This window comes from Terriglobales bacterium (assembly GCA_035561515.1).
In the GTDB taxonomy this organism is placed as follows: Bacteria; Acidobacteriota; Terriglobia; order Terriglobales; family Acidobacteriaceae; genus DATMXP01.
Genome location: DATMXP010000040.1, coordinates 16218 through 34408 on the forward strand (window position 1 = coordinate 16218; position 18191 = coordinate 34408).

14 protein-coding genes and 1 riboswitch are annotated in these 18191 nt (G+C 57.7%); of the genes, 8 read left to right on the forward strand and 6 right to left on the reverse strand.

Translation table 11 applies throughout. The annotated features are described in order from the left end of the window. The first annotated feature begins 2 nt into the window (after positions 1-2). A complete protein-coding gene (locus tag VN577_17635) occupies positions 3-881 on the forward strand; it encodes an alpha/beta hydrolase (protein ID HWR16652.1) in 879 nt (292 codons plus the stop codon). Positions 882-946: 65 nt separating this feature from the next. On the opposite strand, the gene moaA is transcribed toward VN577_17635, so the two are convergent. Next, a complete protein-coding gene (moaA, locus tag VN577_17640; GenBank protein ID HWR16653.1) occupies positions 947-1972 on the reverse strand; it encodes a GTP 3',8-cyclase MoaA in 1026 nt (341 codons plus the stop codon). A gap of 64 nt (positions 1973-2036) precedes the next feature. Beyond that, a riboswitch (molybdenum cofactor riboswitch) is annotated at positions 2037-2169 on the reverse strand. 144 nt (positions 2170-2313) lie between these two features. Here moaA and VN577_17645 point away from each other — a divergent pair. Continuing rightward, the gene (locus tag VN577_17645) at positions 2314-3426 is read left to right on the forward strand and encodes a PilZ domain-containing protein (protein ID HWR16654.1); all 1113 of its coding nucleotides are present in this window, start codon (positions 2314-2316) and stop codon (positions 3424-3426) included. Between the two features lie 7 nt (positions 3427-3433). On the opposite strand, the gene VN577_17650 is transcribed toward VN577_17645, so the two are convergent. Next, on the reverse strand, positions 3434-4915 hold the full coding sequence (locus VN577_17650; GenBank protein HWR16655.1) for a rhomboid family intramembrane serine protease: 1482 nt from the start codon (positions 4913-4915) through the stop codon (positions 3434-3436). A 46-nt stretch (positions 4916-4961) separates the two neighbouring features. Continuing rightward, the gene (locus VN577_17655; protein ID HWR16656.1) at positions 4962-5846 is read right to left on the reverse strand and encodes a universal stress protein; all 885 of its coding nucleotides are present in this window, start codon (positions 5844-5846) and stop codon (positions 4962-4964) included. 129 nt (positions 5847-5975) lie between these two features. Between VN577_17655 and VN577_17660 the strand changes: the two genes are divergently transcribed. Then, entirely contained in the window at positions 5976-7319 is a 1344-nt protein-coding gene (locus tag VN577_17660; GenBank protein HWR16657.1) for an NAD(P)/FAD-dependent oxidoreductase, read from the forward strand. Here the strand turns inward: VN577_17660 and VN577_17665 are convergent. Then, positions 7316-7678, reverse strand: a complete 363-nt coding sequence (locus VN577_17665) for a DUF4118 domain-containing protein (protein ID HWR16658.1) — start codon at positions 7676-7678, stop codon at positions 7316-7318. The two genes, VN577_17660 and VN577_17665, sit on opposite strands and share 4 nt — an antisense overlap. Before the next feature lie 124 nt (positions 7679-7802). Next, positions 7803-11048, reverse strand: coding sequence for a TonB-dependent receptor (locus VN577_17670; protein ID HWR16659.1), 3246 nt, complete (start codon positions 11046-11048; stop codon positions 7803-7805). Positions 11049-11510: 462 nt separating this feature from the next. Between VN577_17670 and VN577_17675 the strand changes: the two genes are divergently transcribed. The 4 genes from VN577_17675 to VN577_17690 all read left to right on the forward strand — a co-directional run bounded on the left by VN577_17675 (position 11511) and on the right by VN577_17690 (position 16085). Next, the gene (locus tag VN577_17675) at positions 11511-12122 is read left to right on the forward strand and encodes a superoxide dismutase (protein HWR16660.1); all 612 of its coding nucleotides are present in this window, start codon (positions 11511-11513) and stop codon (positions 12120-12122) included. A 103-nt stretch (positions 12123-12225) separates the two neighbouring features. Next, positions 12226-13359, forward strand: coding sequence for an NAD(P)/FAD-dependent oxidoreductase (locus VN577_17680; GenBank protein ID HWR16661.1), 1134 nt, complete (start codon positions 12226-12228; stop codon positions 13357-13359). Between the two features lie 17 nt (positions 13360-13376). Beyond that, positions 13377-15173 carry an ABC-F family ATP-binding cassette domain-containing protein gene (locus VN577_17685; protein HWR16662.1) on the forward strand — a complete coding sequence of 599 codons (1797 nt, stop codon included), beginning with the start codon at positions 13377-13379 and terminating at the stop codon, positions 15171-15173. Between the two features lie 180 nt (positions 15174-15353). Beyond that, entirely contained in the window at positions 15354-16085 is a 732-nt protein-coding gene (locus tag VN577_17690; protein HWR16663.1) for a hypothetical protein, read from the forward strand. A gap of 73 nt (positions 16086-16158) precedes the next feature. On the opposite strand, the gene VN577_17695 is transcribed toward VN577_17690, so the two are convergent. Beyond that, the gene (locus VN577_17695) at positions 16159-16497 is read right to left on the reverse strand and encodes a c-type cytochrome (protein ID HWR16664.1); all 339 of its coding nucleotides are present in this window, start codon (positions 16495-16497) and stop codon (positions 16159-16161) included. Positions 16498-16610: 113 nt separating this feature from the next. Between VN577_17695 and VN577_17700 the strand changes: the two genes are divergently transcribed. Continuing rightward, the gene (locus VN577_17700) at positions 16611-18176 is read left to right on the forward strand and encodes a bifunctional UDP-sugar hydrolase/5'-nucleotidase (protein ID HWR16665.1); all 1566 of its coding nucleotides are present in this window, start codon (positions 16611-16613) and stop codon (positions 18174-18176) included. Positions 18177-18191: the final 15 nt, after the last annotated feature.

Genomic DNA, 18191 nt, shown 5'->3' on the forward strand with positions numbered 1-18191 from the left:
CCATGATCCGCTATCAGTTCGCGAATGTGAATAACCGCAAGATCTTCTACCGCGAAGCCGGTCCGAAGGACGCCCCTAACATCCTCCTGCTCCACGGCTTTCCCAGCTCTTCTCACATGTACCGCAATCTGATTCCGGCTCTTGCGGAAAAGTACCACGTCATTGCGCCTGATCTTCCTGGCTTCGGCTTTTCCGATGCTCCCGAGCGCGTCAACTTCCAATATAACTTCGCCAATCTTACGAAAGAGATCGACGCGTTTACGCAGACGGTTGCGCTTAAGCAGTTTGCGATCTACGTCTTTGACTATGGTGCTCCCGTCGGCCTGCGCCTCGCCCTGGCTCATCCCGAGCGAATCACGGCTATCATCACGCAAAACGGGAACGCCTACCTTGAAGGTCTAAGCGATGCGTGGAATCCCATCCAGAAGTACTGGAGCGATCCGACGCCCGAAAATCGCGCGGCGCTGAAGGACTTCCTCCATTTCGAAGGTGTGAAATTCCAATACGTATTCGGTGTTAAGGATGAGAGCTTGATTGCTCCTGAAAGCTACGCTCTGGACGCGGCTTTACTCGACCGTCCCGGCCAGGACGACATCCAACTCGACTTATTCCTTGATTACGCAAGCAACGTTGCTTTGTACCCTGCGTTCCAGGAATACTTCCGGACGAAACGTCCGCCAGTTCTGGCGGTATGGGGAAAGAACGATCCGCTCTTTATTCCGCCGGGTGCGGAAGCGTTTCTTCGGGACGTGCCTGATGCCGAAATAAGCTTTTTCGACACCGGCCACTTCGCGCTTGAAACCCATCACCGCGAGATCAGTGGGAAAATCCTTGATTTCCTCGGAAGGAAGTTGTCCCAGAAGGTTTCCACTGCCGCATAAAGTCAACCGTCAACAGAAAATCCAGGAGCACATAGCTCCTGGACTTCTTTTTTAACGCCTCGGATCTATCCCCCGATGTGTACCATCGTCCTCGACGCCGGCACAAAGTCTGGCTCTCCGATATGATGTCGCGCTTCCTTTTGCATCACAACTCCGCGGATGTATTCCGAGAGTTGCTCGTCATCATCTCCCCGCCGCATGCGCTGATACAGATCGTGCTCGATCACTGAAAACAAACACGTCCGGATCTTGCCATCGCTCGTCAGTCTCACCCGACTGCAATGCCCGCAAAACGGCAAGGACACTGGCGCTACAATGCCTATCTCTCCCAGGCCATCGGCAAAACGATAGCGTCTCGCCGTCTCACTGCGACCGCGCTCGATCTCTACCAAAGGCACGAACTTCTCCGCCATCGCCCGTACAATCTCATCCAGCGTGACCACCACCTCCGGCGACCACACTCTGTCCTCTTCGAGCGGCATGAACTCGATGAACCGGACGACGACTCCCTCTTCCCGCGCGAACTTGCCGAACTCAACGATCTGGTCTTCATTGAAGCCGCGCAGCAACACGCAATTCACCTTCACCGGTTCAAGGCCGATGCGCTTGGCTTCGCGGATACCTGCCACCACGTTTTCGTAACCTCGTTCCACTCGCGTGATGCGCGCGAATTTCGCCGGGTCGACCGCATCCATACTGACCGTCACCCGCCGCAGTCCCGCATCTTTCAGCGGCTTCGCCATTTCCGCCAGCAGATGCCCATTCGTGGTAATGGCAATGTCGAGTTCCCTGCCGTCAATCGTTCTCAACCGGCTGAGTTCTCGCACAAATTCAATGATCCCGTTCCGTAACAACGGTTCGCCGCCAGTCAGTCGGATCTTCTCGATCCCCTGACGGACGAACAGTCGCGCCATGCGCAGGTACTCCGAAAACGGCAGCTCCGGAAATTGCGCTCCATCATTCCCAGTCCGGCAATACACACACCGGTAATTGCACCTGTCTGTAATGGCGATGCGCAGATCGGTGATCAGGCGCCCGTACTTGTCGATGAGGCGGGACGTTTCCACGCGCGGGATTTCAACAATGCTCATACCAGTATGTCGAACGAAACTGCGCGGAAAAGACACGAGGCGCGGTCGCTACAAAGAAAACCGACGCGAAAGGCCAGCGTTTCCTTTCCAAACGGGAGGCGGGAAGGTTTCCCTTCGCACCCTCGGCCGGATCTCCGGCACCGTCACTGCGCCCATGGCGTTGCTTTAGGCCGCAGCGATCGGAAACTCTTCAATACTGTAGTGGATTCCGCCGGAAAGTAAAAGTTTCCCCTTTCGTCCCAGAATCGCGAGATGCTGCCGTAAGTTGGCGTGTCCGAAGTACCCAATTAGTCGCTATCGTCACAAAATCCGGTGCACTATTCTGTTGTGACAAGGACGCCATGGGTCTTTCTTCCCTTATCTTCAGCCATGATGACCGCACTGTTCGGATTCTGAAGCTGTTATTGTCCGAGTTCGACATTCAATCCGAACATGTAACGGATTTCGCGCAGGCCCAGAAGCGGCTGTGGAGCCGCAAGTACGACGCGTTCTTCAGCGAGTGTGCAGAACCAGAAGGGGCATCTCTCCTGAAATCGGTTCGGAAATCGAAGCACAACCAGCGTTCCATCGTGTTTGCGCTCAGCGACACCGCCGTCAAAGTGAGTGTCGCTTTCGATCTTGGCGCCCACTTCGTGCTGCAACGACCGATTGCCGTCGAAAAGGTAAAGCGCACGCTCAAGGCGGCGCATGGCCTCATGATGCGCGAGCAGCGCTCGCAGTTCCGTCACCCCGCTTTCGCTGAGGTGATCCTCAAGCTCGATACTGGCACGGTGCGGCAGGCCACCCTGCGCGACCTGACCCAGGGTGGAGCCATGATCGAATCCACGGCGCGGCTCAAACGCGGACAAAACGTCCAGGTCAAGTTCACACTGCCCGATACAACCACCTCCGTGGAAGCAAAGTGTTCAGTAACCTGGTATCACCCGACCGGCCGCACCGGACTTCGTTTCGACTTGATGACGGATTCCATGAAGACCGCGTTGCTTGAGTGGGTCGTCGCGCGTTCGATCGTGCCTGATGAACCGCCTGCGCCACCGCCGCCACCACCTGCTCCGGCTCCAGAAGCAGCACCGGTTCCAGACAACGATAACCCCACGGATCTCGAGGTAGAAGTCGTCGAACCGGTGGAAGACAACCGTTTACGCGCTACGCTACGCGGTCAGCTTCTCGCGCCTGTAAAGGTTCTGGCGTTCGCGAATTCGCGTCCCATCACCGTCAGCGGAAAGTGCTGCAACCTGAGTGAATACGGTCTTGCCGCCGACCTCGACGACGATATTGAAAGTGATCGTAACGTGCTGTTGTCGGTGGGGCTGCCGGAAACGTCGGACAGCATCGTGGTTCATGCCGAATTGCGCTACAACGAGGGCCGTCGTTACGGCTTCGAGTTCGTCGCACTCTCGGACACCGCACGCGAGGTTCTGCGCTCCTGCGTTCTCGATCTGCCTGTCGAATAAGGAAACGCTACTGCTTCCGGCCAGGACTGGCGCCCTGCTGCCGCTGCCTCATCATTTGCTGCTGCTGTTGAATGGCCCGTTGCTGCGCTGCGCGGATTTGGAAGGCCCGCAAGAATTCTCCTTGCGCCTCCTGCTCTTTTCCCGACGCCAGTAATGCATTTCCCAGCCACAGATGGATTTCAGCGTCATTGGGACGTAACTGCACCGCCTTTTGCAAGGCCTGTATTCCTTCAGGATTCTTCTTCAGGTTCAGCAGTGAGATGCCCATCGCAAACCACGCGTCCACGAGGTACGGGTTTTTCGAGACCGCCGTTTGGAACATCTTCACAGCGTCTTCGTGACGGTCACTCTGCCGATACGCGACTCCGCTGTTGTACCAGAAATAACCGTTGTCCTTGGTCAGTTCGGCTGCTCGCTTGAAGGAAGCCGCTGCGTCTTCCCATCGTTGCTGCTTCATTTGGACTTCCGCCAGCTTCGCCCAAACCTGGCCGTTCTTCGGCCCAACCTGAAGCGCAGATTTCAACTCCGATTCAGCGCCTTCGAACTGCGACTTGCGTATCAGCAGGTCCGCCATCAACATCCGCGGAAAAATCTCTTTCGGCGCCTTCTCGATCACAGGTCTCAACACGGCGATAGCTTCATCATTTTTGTTTGCCGTCATCAAGACGCGCGCTCTTTCAGCACCGACAACATACCCGTTGTGCTGCAGCGTGATGAAGCCAAATAGAGCCAGCACCAGCACCATTGCCGAATAGACCTTCTGCCGTGCCAGATGTTCCTTCGGCCCCGGACCGAGGTGATGTCCCAGCGCATAACCCAGTGCCGCACCCGCAATGAGGCCGCCGACATGCGCCGCGTTATCGACACCGGTTTTCCAGAATCCGTACGCCAGATCGAGGGCCGCCCAGAACAGCAAGGTCAGCAGTACCGGACGCACCGCCTTCTTCGGCAGTGGCAACTTTCCGGCGATCAGCGTTGCAATCAACGCTCCCGCCAATCCGAAGAGCGCTCCCGAGGCTCCGGCGCTTACGCCAATCGGATTCCAGAATGTCGAAGCGAGGCTACCCGCAATTCCCGACGCCAGGTAGACGAACAGGAAACTCTTGCGCCGGTAAAGTGCTTCCGCCAACCGGCCCAGCACCAGCAACGCCCACATATTTGTGATCAGGTGAACGATGCCGAGATGCAGAAATACGTTCGTCAGCAGACGCCACGGCTGGGTGCCTAGCGTCAGTGGGCCGAAATTCGCGCCCCAGTGGACCACCTGGTCGGCATTGGGCGTCCATACAGGCACACCTCGCAGCACCATCAGGGCGAAGACCCCGATATTGATCCCCAGTAGTATGTTGGTGATTACGAACCGTTGTTGTGGTTCCTGCTCAGCCGATTGTTCCGCGTGAACGGCAAAATCCCGCTGCCGGCAGCTTTCGCAAATCGACTCCGTTGTGGTGGAAGTCAGTTCACGGCCACACTGTGAACATTGGGGCAATCAGTTCGAATCCTTGTAGGAAGTCTCTTTTCGGATGCTAGCACACCTAGTCTTCCGCATGACTACTGCGAACCGTCAGGACCGGACAGGGCGCATTACTAACGACATCGTACGCAGTGGCCCATAGCAGGCGCCGAACGAATGCCTCCGGTTGCCGCACTCCCAGCACGATCAGTTGCACCTGCAACTCTGTAGCTGCAGCCACGATCTTCTCCGACGCTGTTCCGAACTGAACCATCGTCTTCGGCGGCGTATCCAGTTTTACGCCCGCAGGAACGACTGACTGAAGCTTTGCCATCGCGCTCTGCATGTACTCCTGGTTGCTGGCCTCTTCTTCCGGACCAACGTGCAGCAGAATGATCTCCGCCCTTTGGACTTCAGCGAAACGAACGGCCAACTCACCGGCCTGGAGCGAATGTTTGCTGAACCCTGTGCAAAACAGGATCCGCGCCGGACCTTCGGGACGAGACACCTCCAGCGACATACGCGGTCCCACCGTCAGCACCGGACACCGCGCATTGCGAAAGATTGATTCCGCGGTCGAACCCAGGAACAGCTTGCCAATACGGCTTCGGCCGCGCGTGCCGACAGCCAGCAGATCCGCCTTGCGCTCCTCTACCAATCGCTCCAGCACCGAAACGATACTTCCTTTTTCAACGAGTAGCTTCGCCTCAATCCCATCCAGCCGTCCCGAGATGAAATGCTCGGTCATCCGCCGGTGCCCTTCACGCCATGCGTCATCGATCGCTCTTTGTTCTGTCTCATCAGTAAAGAACGTGTCGCTGACCACATGCAGCAGAAGTACCTTCGCGTGATTGCGTCGCGCGATTCCGAGCGAGTACGCGACCGCGGCATCGGATGCGGGTGAAAAATCAGTGGCGATGACGATGCTTGTTATGACCGAAGGAGCAGCAGGATCGTTGGTTGGCATAGAGGGCCGATTTGGACGGCTTACGAACATAACACCGCATCTGGATGTCCTCAAGGGCGGGGGTCACAAATAACGAACCGTCGGGTTACTCCATCTCATCCTAAAGGTGAGAGTGAGGGGGCTATTTGGATGGCAAGCAGGATTCCTGAGGTCGTCATCATCGGAGGCGGTTTTGGCGGATTGAACGCGGCTGTAAAGCTCGCGAAACTTCCTGTCAACATCACTGTCATCGACCGCAAGAACCACCATACCTTTCAGCCACTTCTGTACCAGGTCGCAACGGCCGGACTGTCTCCCGGCGAGATTGCTGCTCCCATCCGTGGAATTCTGAAAAATTGCAAGCGCCTTCGCGTTCTTCTGGGCGAAGTCGTCGGTTTTGATCTCGAGGCGAAACAGGTGCACATCCGCGATGGCGCGCCTGTCACGTACGACTACCTCGTCGTCGCCACCGGCGCAACGCACTCTTACTTCGCACATCCGGAGTGGGCGGAACTCGCGCCCGGCCTGAAAAGCATTGAAGATGCCACCGAAATCCGTCGTCGCGTGCTGCTCGCCTTTGAACTCGCGGAACGCAAGGCGGCCATGACCGGACACGCCGAGCCTGTACACTTCGTCATCGTTGGTGGCGGACCCACTGGTGTTGAACTCGCCGGAACACTTGCTGAGATTGCGCGTAACACCATCGCGTCCGACTTCGACTGGATCAATCCTCGCGACACTCGCATCCTTCTCATCGAAGGCAACAACCGCATCCTGCCGCATTACCCAGAAGACCTGTCGGCCAGTGCCGAGAAACAATTGCGACATCTCGGCGTCGAAGTTATGGCCGGAGCCGTTGTCAGCGACATCCAACCGGGTCACGTAAATGTCGGCGACAAGATTTTTCCTTCGACTGTCACGCTGTGGGCCGCGGGCGTGGCCGCGTCTCCATTGGGAAAAGCTCTCGGCGTACCGCTCGATAAACCAGGCCGCGTCATCGTCAATCAGGACCTTAGCGTCCCCGAACATCCGGAAGTATTCGTGATTGGTGATCTCGCGAACTTCACGCCCGAAGGCGAGAAATTCCCCTTGCCGGGACTCGCTCCGGTTGCCATGCAGCAGGGCCGACATGTGGCGCGCAATATCGGCCGCGATCTCGACAACAAGCCGCGCGAGAATTTCCGCTACCACGACAAGGGCACTATGGCGACCATCGGGCGCGGTGCCGCCGTGGCCGATCTCGGCCGCCTGCATTTCTCCGGCTTTATCGCCTGGCTGATGTGGCTGTTCGTCCACCTCATGTATTTGGTGGGATTCCGGAATCGATTACTGGTGCTGATCGAATGGGGATGGGCTTACTTCACCTATCAACGTTCAGCCCGACTGATAACTGGCTCCACACGGCTGCCGGGATGGGCAGAGCAGCAGAAAAAAGCAGCAGCAGATTTACCCAGTGTGGAAGAGCAGCATCAGCAGGAGACGGCCGCAGACTAGCCGTGGTGCTGCGTCCCGGACTTTTGTCCCAGCAAGTACGACAGCGTTAATCCGCCAAGTACCATCCACCCGAGGGTGGACCGGGCAGCTTTGTCGGCGACCTCCACGCTTCCCAATGGTTGATATAAAAAGACAGCGAAGATCAGCGCCGAGACAATCGATCCCAGTACGCCCGCCGAAATTCCACATCGCATCGCCACCAGGATCACCAGGACGAGGAATGCTATCGGCAGCATCGGCAACATCGCCTTCGTGTGTTGAACACGGAAGAAGAGGCAAAGCATCACTGCGCCCCAGGCACAGATCACAATGCCGATCAGCGTAGTCAGGTTCGACCGCAGAGAACGATAGGCTTTCATCGCGTTTAAGTTTAGATGCGAAATCCGGAGCTAAGGTGCAACTCTGATGTTACAAAACGGAAATCTTCCGCAAAAAAACCGGACACCTTTCGGTGTCCGGCACTTAGCTAAATCAGATTACAGGTTAGAAGTTGATGCGGATCAACGCCTGTGCACGGCGGGCGGTAGTTCCGTCCGGCGTGATCTGGGTCGTCGAAATCGCGCCAAACGATGGACGCGGTGCCAGCACATACAGGCCAGCGTTCGGTCCCGTAGTCGGGCGTGAAACCGCGTACATCGCCGTGTCGCGGCCGCTCGTGATCAGCGTGTTGAACACGTTGAACGCTTCGAAGCCCATCATTACGTTCACGCGCTCGGTGATCGGGAAGGTCTTCGTGATACGAGCATCCGTGCGGTACACGGGGCCGATGTTCAGCGAGTCAGCCGAAACAAACGGTACACGGCTGCTGCCACCAAGTCCGTTGATGCTGAACGTGGTCAGCAGTCCCGGCGTGCTGCCGCTGATGGTTGGAACCTGCGGCTGCGACGAAGCAAACAGCGTCACACCCGAAAGCTGCCAGCCATTCACCAGGTACTTGGCAACTGCGCTGTCGCCCGACATGAACTTCGGGGCGAAAACGTAGTTGAAGACCAGGTTGTGACGGCGGTCCAGCGTGCTCGACGCCTTATCCGCGCGGTAGTCCCGGTTGTAGAACGAAGACGGCGTAGTGCTTCCGAAAGTCGGAGCAAAACCCACGCCCCAGTCGATGGTGTGACCCCAGGTGTAGGACACATCACCCTGGAACCAGTTCCAGCGACGGAACTTCACGTTCGTCAGCATGGCGTTGTAGTAGCTGTTGGCAGAGGACTCCAACTCGCTCACGCGGCCGGTGTACTGCGAGCCGTTAAAGGTATAAACCGGGTTGAATGAGGTGTAGACAGGGATCGTGTAGGTACTTGCAACTGCGCTGGAGGTGCTGCTGTTGCTCAGGATCTGATAAGTCCTGCTCGTCGTCGGCGCCAGCACGTTGGTGTCGTAGCTGACCGGAAGGTGCAGCGAACGGCTCCAAACGTAAGACATCGAAATGCTGACGTTCTTTACAAGTTCGTGCTCCAACGCGATGTTTGCCTGCTGCGAATACGATGGACGGTAGTCGTCACCAGCCCACAAAATTCCGGGGCTCAGGTTCCGGGCGCAGCTTCCACTCGGTTGCCAAGTCTCCGGGTTTGCTGTCGGGAACGATGGCAAGCACGCCAGTGTCGTCGGATTGATGCTCGTACCGGAGTACGAGTACGAGTACTGGTACGCGCCGTTCGTCACGAACAGGTTCTGGATTGTGGACGTGATGTACCGGTTGTTGAACAAGCCGTAACCGCCGCGGAGTGCCGTCTTCTCATCCAGCGCGTAGGCAAAGCCTAAACGCGGTGCGAAGTTCGTGTTGCTGTTCTCGGGAATTCTGCAAGTCTTCGGGAACCTCGGATTGCAGGTTTCCGGTTGCGGAATACCCGTGTGCTCAACGCGGATACCAGGGCTCAACGTCAACTTCGGAGTAATGCGCCAGTCATCCTGGGCATAGAACGACGTTTCCCACATCCCGAAGTCAATCACCCGGTTTCCGGTCGTCTGCGAGTATGCCGAGTATGCCTGGTTACCGACCGTCGTTCCGCCGTTGATGTCCAGCGCCAGGTGGGTCAATGAGTTGTAAGTGTACGAAGGAAACTGCCCATAGAGCGCGTCAACGTAATCCGTCAGGTGCGAGATATCAACACCAAACTTAAGCGTGTGCTTGTTGACCGTCCACGAGTAGTTGTCCGCAAACTGCACCCGGAGTTCGCTGGGGTTCAGGCGCGGATAGTTCGTTGCGTAGCCCAGGTTCGAAACACCGTTCACCGTCAATGCAGCCGGCGAGGGTCCCGCAGAACCGAACGTCGGCAACAGGCTCGCCGATGCCGGGTCATACTGCCGATCCTTGAAAATTCCGAACCGGAATTCATTGATTGAGTTCGGAGTCACAATGCGAGTCCAACTCGCGCGCCCGGTGCGATCGAAGACGTTCGTGTCGGCGTTGTTGCCGATTCCGTTTCCGTTCGTCAGTGAAAGCTGGGTCTGAATGCCGTTCGGGGAACGGAAGTCCAGGTAATTGCCACTGAAGCTGATGGAATCCTTGTCTGTCGGGTGCCAGTCAACCTTGGCGAACAACATGTTGTTGTCCATGGTGCGCGGAACCAACTGCGGAACCACGCGGCTCGTGGCGTAAGACGTCGCCGCATCACACTGCGCCTGAGTGGGACCTGGCACTGACACGCCACTCGGCAACGTCACCGTTCCACCTGGGACGCACCGCTGTGCAGTCTTGACATTTCCTGCGCCGTCAAAAACGTTGTTCCCGGAGCCTGCACCGATGTTCGAAGAAACCAGCGGAGCATTGCGGCGGAACAATTCGCCGTTGAAGAAGAAGAACAGCTTGTCCTTCACGATGGGGCCGCCGACGCTCAGGCCGGCCTGGTGACGCCATTCCGGAGGGTTAATTCCGTTTGGATACAGACCGGTCGAACTGGTCTTGGTCGTGTAGTCCGTCGCGTGCAGCGTGCGGTTGCGGTAGAACTCGTACGCACTGCCATGGAAGCTATTGCTTCCCGAGCGGGTCACGGTATTCACTACGCCACCCGCGGCCTTGCCGAATTCCGCCGCATAGTTCGCGCTGACTACCTGGAATTCCTGTACCGCGTCCTGCGAAATGTTATAGGTGCGCGTACGGCCGGCGTTCTCGCCGTAGTACGCGTTCGTCGTGTCGATACCGTCGGTAAGGAATGTATTTCCGCCGGGGTTTCCGCGGAATGAGAGCAGACCGAAGTTGCCGTCGTTTGAAACACCGGGCGTCAATGCCACAAATGCGTCAACGCGGCGGCCGTTAATGGGAAGCTCGAGAATTTGGCGGCTGCCCACAACCGTCGATACGCTCGATTTCGCCGTATCAACCACTGGAGCTTCGCCGGTAACCGATATCTCGGTTCCCGCGCTGCCAATCTTCAACGTCGGCATCAGGTTTATGTTCTGTCCGACTTGCAGGGTCACGTCCTTCGCAACGTAATCCGCGAATCCCTGCTTGCTGATCTTGATGGTGTATCCGTCCGCGGGAACCAGGTTACCCGCGTTGAACACGCCTGCATCCGTCGTTTCCATCTCGCGGCGGATACCTTTGGATGAATTTTCAACTACCACTTTCGCGGCGCCTACCACAGCGCCGGTGGAATCTTGTACCACGCCCGAGATGCTGCCAAAACCAGCGGTCTGTGCAAACAATCCCGATGTACTGAGAATTAGAAAACAGGCAAGCAGGAGAAAACCGCCTGTTCGCGTCGCAATTTGTTTCTGAACTGTAGAGAACATGAAGCGCTCCCGGTGACCTCGCAAATGCAGAACTTTCCCATTTCCGCAGACCTGGATCCTTAATTTGCCGACAAGTGATCTGGCGCGACTCGGCGCTCAGCGGACCTCAAGCGTCATCACCGGTTTGCTATCTCCGGGAAAATATCGCTGTTAGTCATGGGAAACAGGGCACCTGAATTAGAACACAGCTGATTTTCAAAGCCAACGGGAGTTACTGGATTTTCATCAACTATTTACTTTTATGACCGCCGTCACAGACAAATACCTTACCTTCTGCACAAGCAGTGGTGCTAATTCCTCCCGCCCTACACATCACCTTCGTCGCGTTGTACCATCAGTTCCAAAGTGGGACTGGCATGGATCGTCTCTCGTTTTTTCGCATCGCGATCCACGCCAACGCATCTCTTTCACTAGTTGACAAGCGGTTAAGGACACAAGCCTTACTCGGAGGAAAGAAAACGAATGGCTTTTGAAGTACCACCTCTGCCTTATGCCTACAACGCTCTGGAACCCTACATCGACGAGCAGACCATGCATCTGCATCACGACAAGCATCACCAGGCGTACGTAGATAACCTGAACAACGCGTTGAAAGATCATGCCGACTGGCAGAAGAAATCCGTAGACGACATCCTGAAGAACCTAAATTCGGTTCCGGAAGCCGTCCGCACTGCGGTTCGCAACAACGGCGGTGGCCACTACAACCACACCATGTTCTGGGCCATCATGAAGCCCAATGGCGGCGGTGAACCTACCGGCAAAATTGCCGACGTGATCAAAGGCCTCGGTGGGCTCGCAGCCTTCCAGGAAAAATTCAATGACGCCGGCGTGAAGCGCTTCGGCAGCGGATGGGCATGGCTGGTTCGCACCAGCGCGGGCAAGTTCGAAATCACCAGCACCGCAAACCAGGACAATCCCCTCTCCGACGGCAACTTCCCCATCATGGGCAACGATGTCTGGGAGCACGCCTACTATCTCAAGTATCAGAACCGTCGCGCCGAGTACCTCAAGGCGTGGTGGAACGTCGTCAATTGGGACGAGATCAACAAGCGACTGGAGCAAGCTTCCCGGTAATCCGATCGGGACCTCGCGAGGCGGGCCGTGCGCCCGCCTTCTTTATTGCTTCGAATAAAATCAATTCATCGCAAACGATCCTCAACTCTTCGACGCCATCATCATCGGCGCAGGCGCCGCCGGACTCATGTGCGCCATCGAAGCCGGCCAGCGAGGACGTCGCGTCGCCGTCCTCGACCACGCTGACCGCATCGGCAAGAAGATCCTCATCTCCGGCGGCGGGCGCTGCAACTTCACTAACATCCACTGTCGCCCAGAAAACTTCCTGTCCAACAACCCGCATTTCGCGAAGTCAGCCCTCGCGCGCTACACACCGTCGGATTTCATCGATCTCGTCAAGCGTCATCGGGTTCCCTTTCACGAGAAGACGCTCGGACAACTGTTTTGCGACCAGTCCGCGCACGACATCCTCACCATGCTGGAGGAAGAGTGTCGCCGTGCTCACGTGCAGATCATCCCGAAGCAGAAGATCGTCGAAATAACGCGGCCCAGCCTCTACGTCATCCGTACCGACTCCCGGGAATTCCGCGCGCCCGCACTCGTCATCGCAACCGGTGGGCTTTCCATCCCGAAAATCGGTGCCACCTCGTTCGGCTACGATGTCGCTCGGCAGTTCGATCTTAAGATCGTCCCCACTCGCCCCGCGCTTGTGCCGTTTGTCCTCAATGCCACCGATCGCAAGCTCTGGTGCGACCTCGCCGGAGTCGCCACCGAAGTCATCGCCTCCGCTGACCACCAGCAGTTTCGCGAAAAGCTCCTCATCACCCACCGCGGACTGAGCGGCCCCGCTATGCTCCAGGTCTCCTCATATTGGAAGGAATCGCAGCCGATTACGATCGACCTTCTGCCAAGCCGTCGTATCTCCGACGGGCTCAAGTCCGCAAAGCGTGATCTGACTTCACTCAAGTCAGTCCTCCGCTCCGACCTTCCGCATCGCTTCGCCGATCGATTCGTGGACAACCACCCACCCGCCAAATTCACCAATCCCGCGCTCGACGACTTCGAGCGCCATCTTCACCACTGGACCATTGTCCCCGAGGGCACCGAAGGGTACGCCAAGGCCGAAGTCACGGCTGGTGGCGTGAACACCGACGAACTCTCCGCCAGGACCATGGAATCGCGCAAAGTACCCGGCCTTTACTTCATCGGCGAGGTCGTCGACGTCACCGGGCACCTCGGTGGATTCAACTTCCAGTGGGCCTGGGCTTCCGGCTTTAGCGCCGGACAGGCGATCTAATTGATATCCTCGAACTGATGCCGCCCATCATCAACGCTCAGGGAATCTCCAAAGCCTTTGGCGCCACCACGCTCTTCCGCGACGTCTCCTTCACCGTCTCCGAAGGTGACCGCATTGGTCTCATCGGCCCCAACGGCTCCGGAAAATCCACGTTGATGAAGATTCTTGCCGGATCCGTCTCGCCCGATTCCGGCGACGTCGCCGTCCGCAAGCGTACGCGAATGAGCTATCTCGCTCAGGAATCCGATTTCGCCTCCGGACTCACCCCACGTTCCGTGATGCGCCGCGCCTTGCAGGAGGCCAGCGTTCCCGAATCTGAATGGGAGAGCCGCACTGCCGAAACGCTTGGCCGCGCCGACTTCGACAACTTCGATGTCGATGCCAGCTCCCTCTCCGGCGGATGGCGTAAGCGTCTCGCGATCGCCGAAGCGCTCGTCCAGTCGCCCGACATTCTCCTTCTCGACGAGCCCACGAACCATCTCGACCTCGCCGGGATCGAGTGGCTTGAAGAACTCTTGCAGCAGGCTCAGTTCGCCTCTGTGATTGTCAGCCACGACCGCTACTTCCTCGAGAACGTCGCCACACAGATGGCGGAACTTAATCGGGCCTATCCCGACGGTCTCCTTCGTGTCGCCGGCAACTACAGCGAGTTCCTTACCCGCAAGGAAGAATTCCTGCACGCACAGGCACGCCATCAGGAAGCGCTCGAAAATCGCGTTCACCGTGAGATTGAGTGGCTGCGTCGCGGGCCGAAGGCACGCACTACCAAGTCGAAAGCGCGCATTGATAAGGCAAACGAACTCATCACCGAACTTGCCGATCTCAATGCGCGCACTCGCACTGCCACCGCCGACATCGACTTCAGCGCCACCGAGCGTAAGACCAAACGGCTGATCGAACTTGAAGGCGTGTCCTACGAAATTGGCGATCGCCCTCTCTTCCGCAACCTGGATTTCGTCATCACCGCGGGAACTCGCGTCGGCCTTGTGGGTCCGAACGGCAGCGGTAAAACAACTCTCCTCCGCTTGCTCAACGGGGAGCTCTCCCCAAGTTCCGGCACCATCAAAAAAGCGCCAGCGTTGCAGATCGTCTATTTCGACCAGACACGCCAACTTGATCCCGACCTTACTCTCCGCCGGTCCCTCGCCCCGGATAGCGACTCTGTCGTTTACCAGGACCGTGTCATTCACGTCGCGTCCTGGGCGTCGCGATTCCTTTTCACGAGCGAGCAGTTGAACCAGCCGGTCGGACGTCTCTCCGGCGGCGAACGCGCCCGTGTCTTGATCGCCAAGCTGATGCTTCAGCGCGCTGACGTGCTCCTTCTCGACGAGCCCACGAACGATCTCGACATTCCTACCCTTGAAATTCTGGAAGAAAGCCTGCTCGAATTTCGCGGCGCTCTCGTCCTTGTTACGCACGACCGATATCTGCTCGACCGCGTGTCCACCACCGTGATCGGCCTTGACGGTCAAGGTGGTACTGGACACTTCGCCGACTACCAGCAGTGGGAACAATGGATCCGCGAGTCCCGCGAAGCAAAGACTCCACGCAAAGCGAAGGAGCCGACACCCGAAACTGCTGGTCCCGCGAAGAAGAAACTCTCGTATCTCGAAGCTCGCGAGTACTCCACCATCGAGCAGCGCATCGCGGAAGCCGAAGCTCTCCTCGCTCAAAAGCGCGCTGCTTTCGAGGATCCCGCCATTCAGACCGATGCTGCTCGCCTGATCACCGCGCAAGCGGAACTCGACGAGGCCCAACTCGCCGTCGACAACCTCATCGCCCGTTGGACCGAACTGGAAGAGAAAAAAGGTTAGCTTTCGGGCAATTCTTACCCGCCCGAAAAGTTGCCCGAACCCGCATTTTTACAGCCTTAGACGCGACGCAACTAGTCATCCGCCAGCGTGTTCCAATTACTAGCCACTTCGTAAAAGTTAGAGAAGATGACGCTCACCTGAACCGGATATCAAAGGGTGGTGAAGCGGGGGAGTCCAAGGATGAAGGCAACGAACAAGTTAGTGATGGCAGCGGCTTTCGGGCTTGCGGGATTAGTGGCAGTCCCCGCCGCCTCGGCCCAGTGGTATCCGCAGAACGATCGCGGCGTTTACCAAAACGACAACTCCGGCAACTACAGCCGCGATTCTGAGCGGCAGGCTTACCAGCAGGGCTACAACGACGGCATCTCCGATCGCCAGAACGGACCGCAGCGTCGCTCCCTGAACTGGAAGCACGACTACGACGCCCAGGCCTATCGCGATGGTTACAACGACGGGTACCGAGGCTCATACACGAACAATCGCGGCGGCAACGGCAACGGCCGCTGGGGCACTCGCGACAACAATGGTCGCTGGGGAGATCGTGACCGTGATCGCGATCATGACCGCGACAACGATAACGGTCGTTGGGGACGTCATCGTCGTGGCGACTACGGGAACAGCAACGGTCCTTACGCAAACGGTCCCTGGGGCAACGGCTCTTACGGCAACGGACGTTACGGCTACAACAACTACGGCTCCCAGATGGGTTTCCAGGACGGCCAGTACACCGGCCGACTCGACGCTCAGAATGGCCAGCGCTATCGGCCGACCGAGTGGAAGGGTTATAAGGAAGCCGATCACGGGATGAGCCAGAGCGGAATGAACAAGCAGGACTTCCAGAACGCTTATCGGCAGGCTTACGTCCAAGGCTACGAACAGGCGTACTACCAATATCGGGGTAGCCGTTACTAAGCATGGAACGACGTTAGAAGGCGCAGAAACAGTGCGTCATTGAGGAAGGCGGCTCGAATCTGGGCCGCCTTTCTTATTCTCCATGAATGTCCCGCAGGTAAGCGAGGATCAGCCGCACATCCTGCTCCGAGACCTTCACCTTTGGCATGAGCATGTATCCCGCGTTCAACGGTCTCATGTCGCGCTCGCGGTAAAACGCCGGCGGATCCAGGATGAACCGCTCCAGCATCTTCGGATCGTGCTTCGACACCACGTGGGTCAGCGTCGGTCCTGCGCCGCTGAAGTGGCACCCCGTACAGCCGCGCTCAACAAACACGCGTTCGCCACGACGTTCTGGCGAAAACTGCTGTCCCACCAATACCGCCAACACCGCTACGCCTGCGCAAACCAACAGGATGACTTTCTTTTTCAACTCTTAGCCTCGAAGACGAGTTTCCGGTCCGGTTCACGAGTTGTCACGGTCATACGTCACAATGCGGCCCCCGTCATTGACATGCCCTGCCGCGCTTCTATACGTTTTCCCGCATGCTCCGCAAAACCCGCCGCATTGTTTTATTACTCCTTATCTCGCTTTCTGCACTTGCGGCGGACCAGCGTAAAGTCACCCTTCTCTATAGCAACGATTTCCACGCCGCCATCGAACCGACCCGCGCCACCTGGTTGGTCGATCAACCGATGATCGGTGGCGTCCGCGACTTCGCAGCCTGGGCGGCCATGCTCCGCAGGACCTTGCCCAACGCTTTCTTTTTCGACGCCGGTGACGTCTACACCGGACAGGCGATCTCTTCCATTAGCCGAGGACAAGCTCTCATCGACATCTGGAAGACGCTCGGCTACGACGCCGGCACTTTTGGCAACCACGAGTTCGACTACGGCGTTGACCGCGCGGTCGCATACGCGCAGCAGGAATCGTTCCCCGTACTCTCCGCCAACCTCTTTTATCGCGACAGCGGCAAACATTTTGCCAAGCCTTACGCCATCATCCAACGCAACGGCATTCGGATCGCGGTAACCGGCGTGTTCGGACTCGATGCCATTCCTTCCACCGGACCGGCAATCTGGAAGACGCTCGAAGCTCGCGATCCAGTTCCAATTCTCCGCGAACTTGTTCCGAAGCTTCGCAAGCAGGCCGACCTCGTCATCGTTCTGGCGCACGAAGGCGAGAACGGATCCATGCAGTCTGACGCTGAAGCTCATCCTGAAGTGCAGAAAGGCTTCGAAGCCGATAAGGCCCTCGCCGCTGCGGTGCCTGGCATCGACGTAATCATCGGGGGACACGCTCATCGTGGCATCGAAGTCCCCTGGGTAAGCCCGAAAAACGGCACCATCATCGTGCAGACGTACGGACGTGGAACCACCATCGGCGTCCTCCAACTCAGCCTCGATTCCGCGAACAGGATCTCCACTCATCAGGGGAGCCTCGTCCGCATCCTGCCCGGCGTTTTCCCCGTTCCTGAGCAGGTCGACAAGGTTGTGACTCGTTGGGTGAAGGAAGCCGACCAGATCGGTCGTGAAGTCATCGGCACCCTTCCCGCCGCATTGATCCGCAACTACAACGGCGAATCGAATCTCGGGAACCTCATCGCTGACGCCATGCTCTGGAAGACCGGCGCCGACATCGCGTTCGAGAATGCAGGCGGCATTCGCGCCGACCTGAAGGCCGGCACCGTAACTCGTTACGATCTCATCTCCGTACTGCCTTTCATCAACACCGTCACTACCATCAAGCTCACTGGCAAGCAGATCCGGCAGATTCTCGAGCAATCGCTCACTCTGAAAGTCGGCATGATGCAGGTTGCCAACTTGCGCGTTACCTACGACCCCAAGCGCTCCGAATCTCAGCGCGTTGTTACCGTTACAGTCGGCGACACGCCTCTCGACGACTCCAAAACCTACCTCGTCGCCACCAACAGCTTCATCTCCGCCGGCGGTGACCGCTACTCCACCTTCCTCGACGGCGCCGATCTCAACGACACCGGCCAGAACCTCGTCGACGCGGTAATCGACTACGTCCGCCATCCCGGTGTGCACTTGCAACCCCAGTCAGGAAGACTTGTCGCAATCCCCACCGAACCCCCGGTTACTCCGTAGAAAGATAAAGGCCCG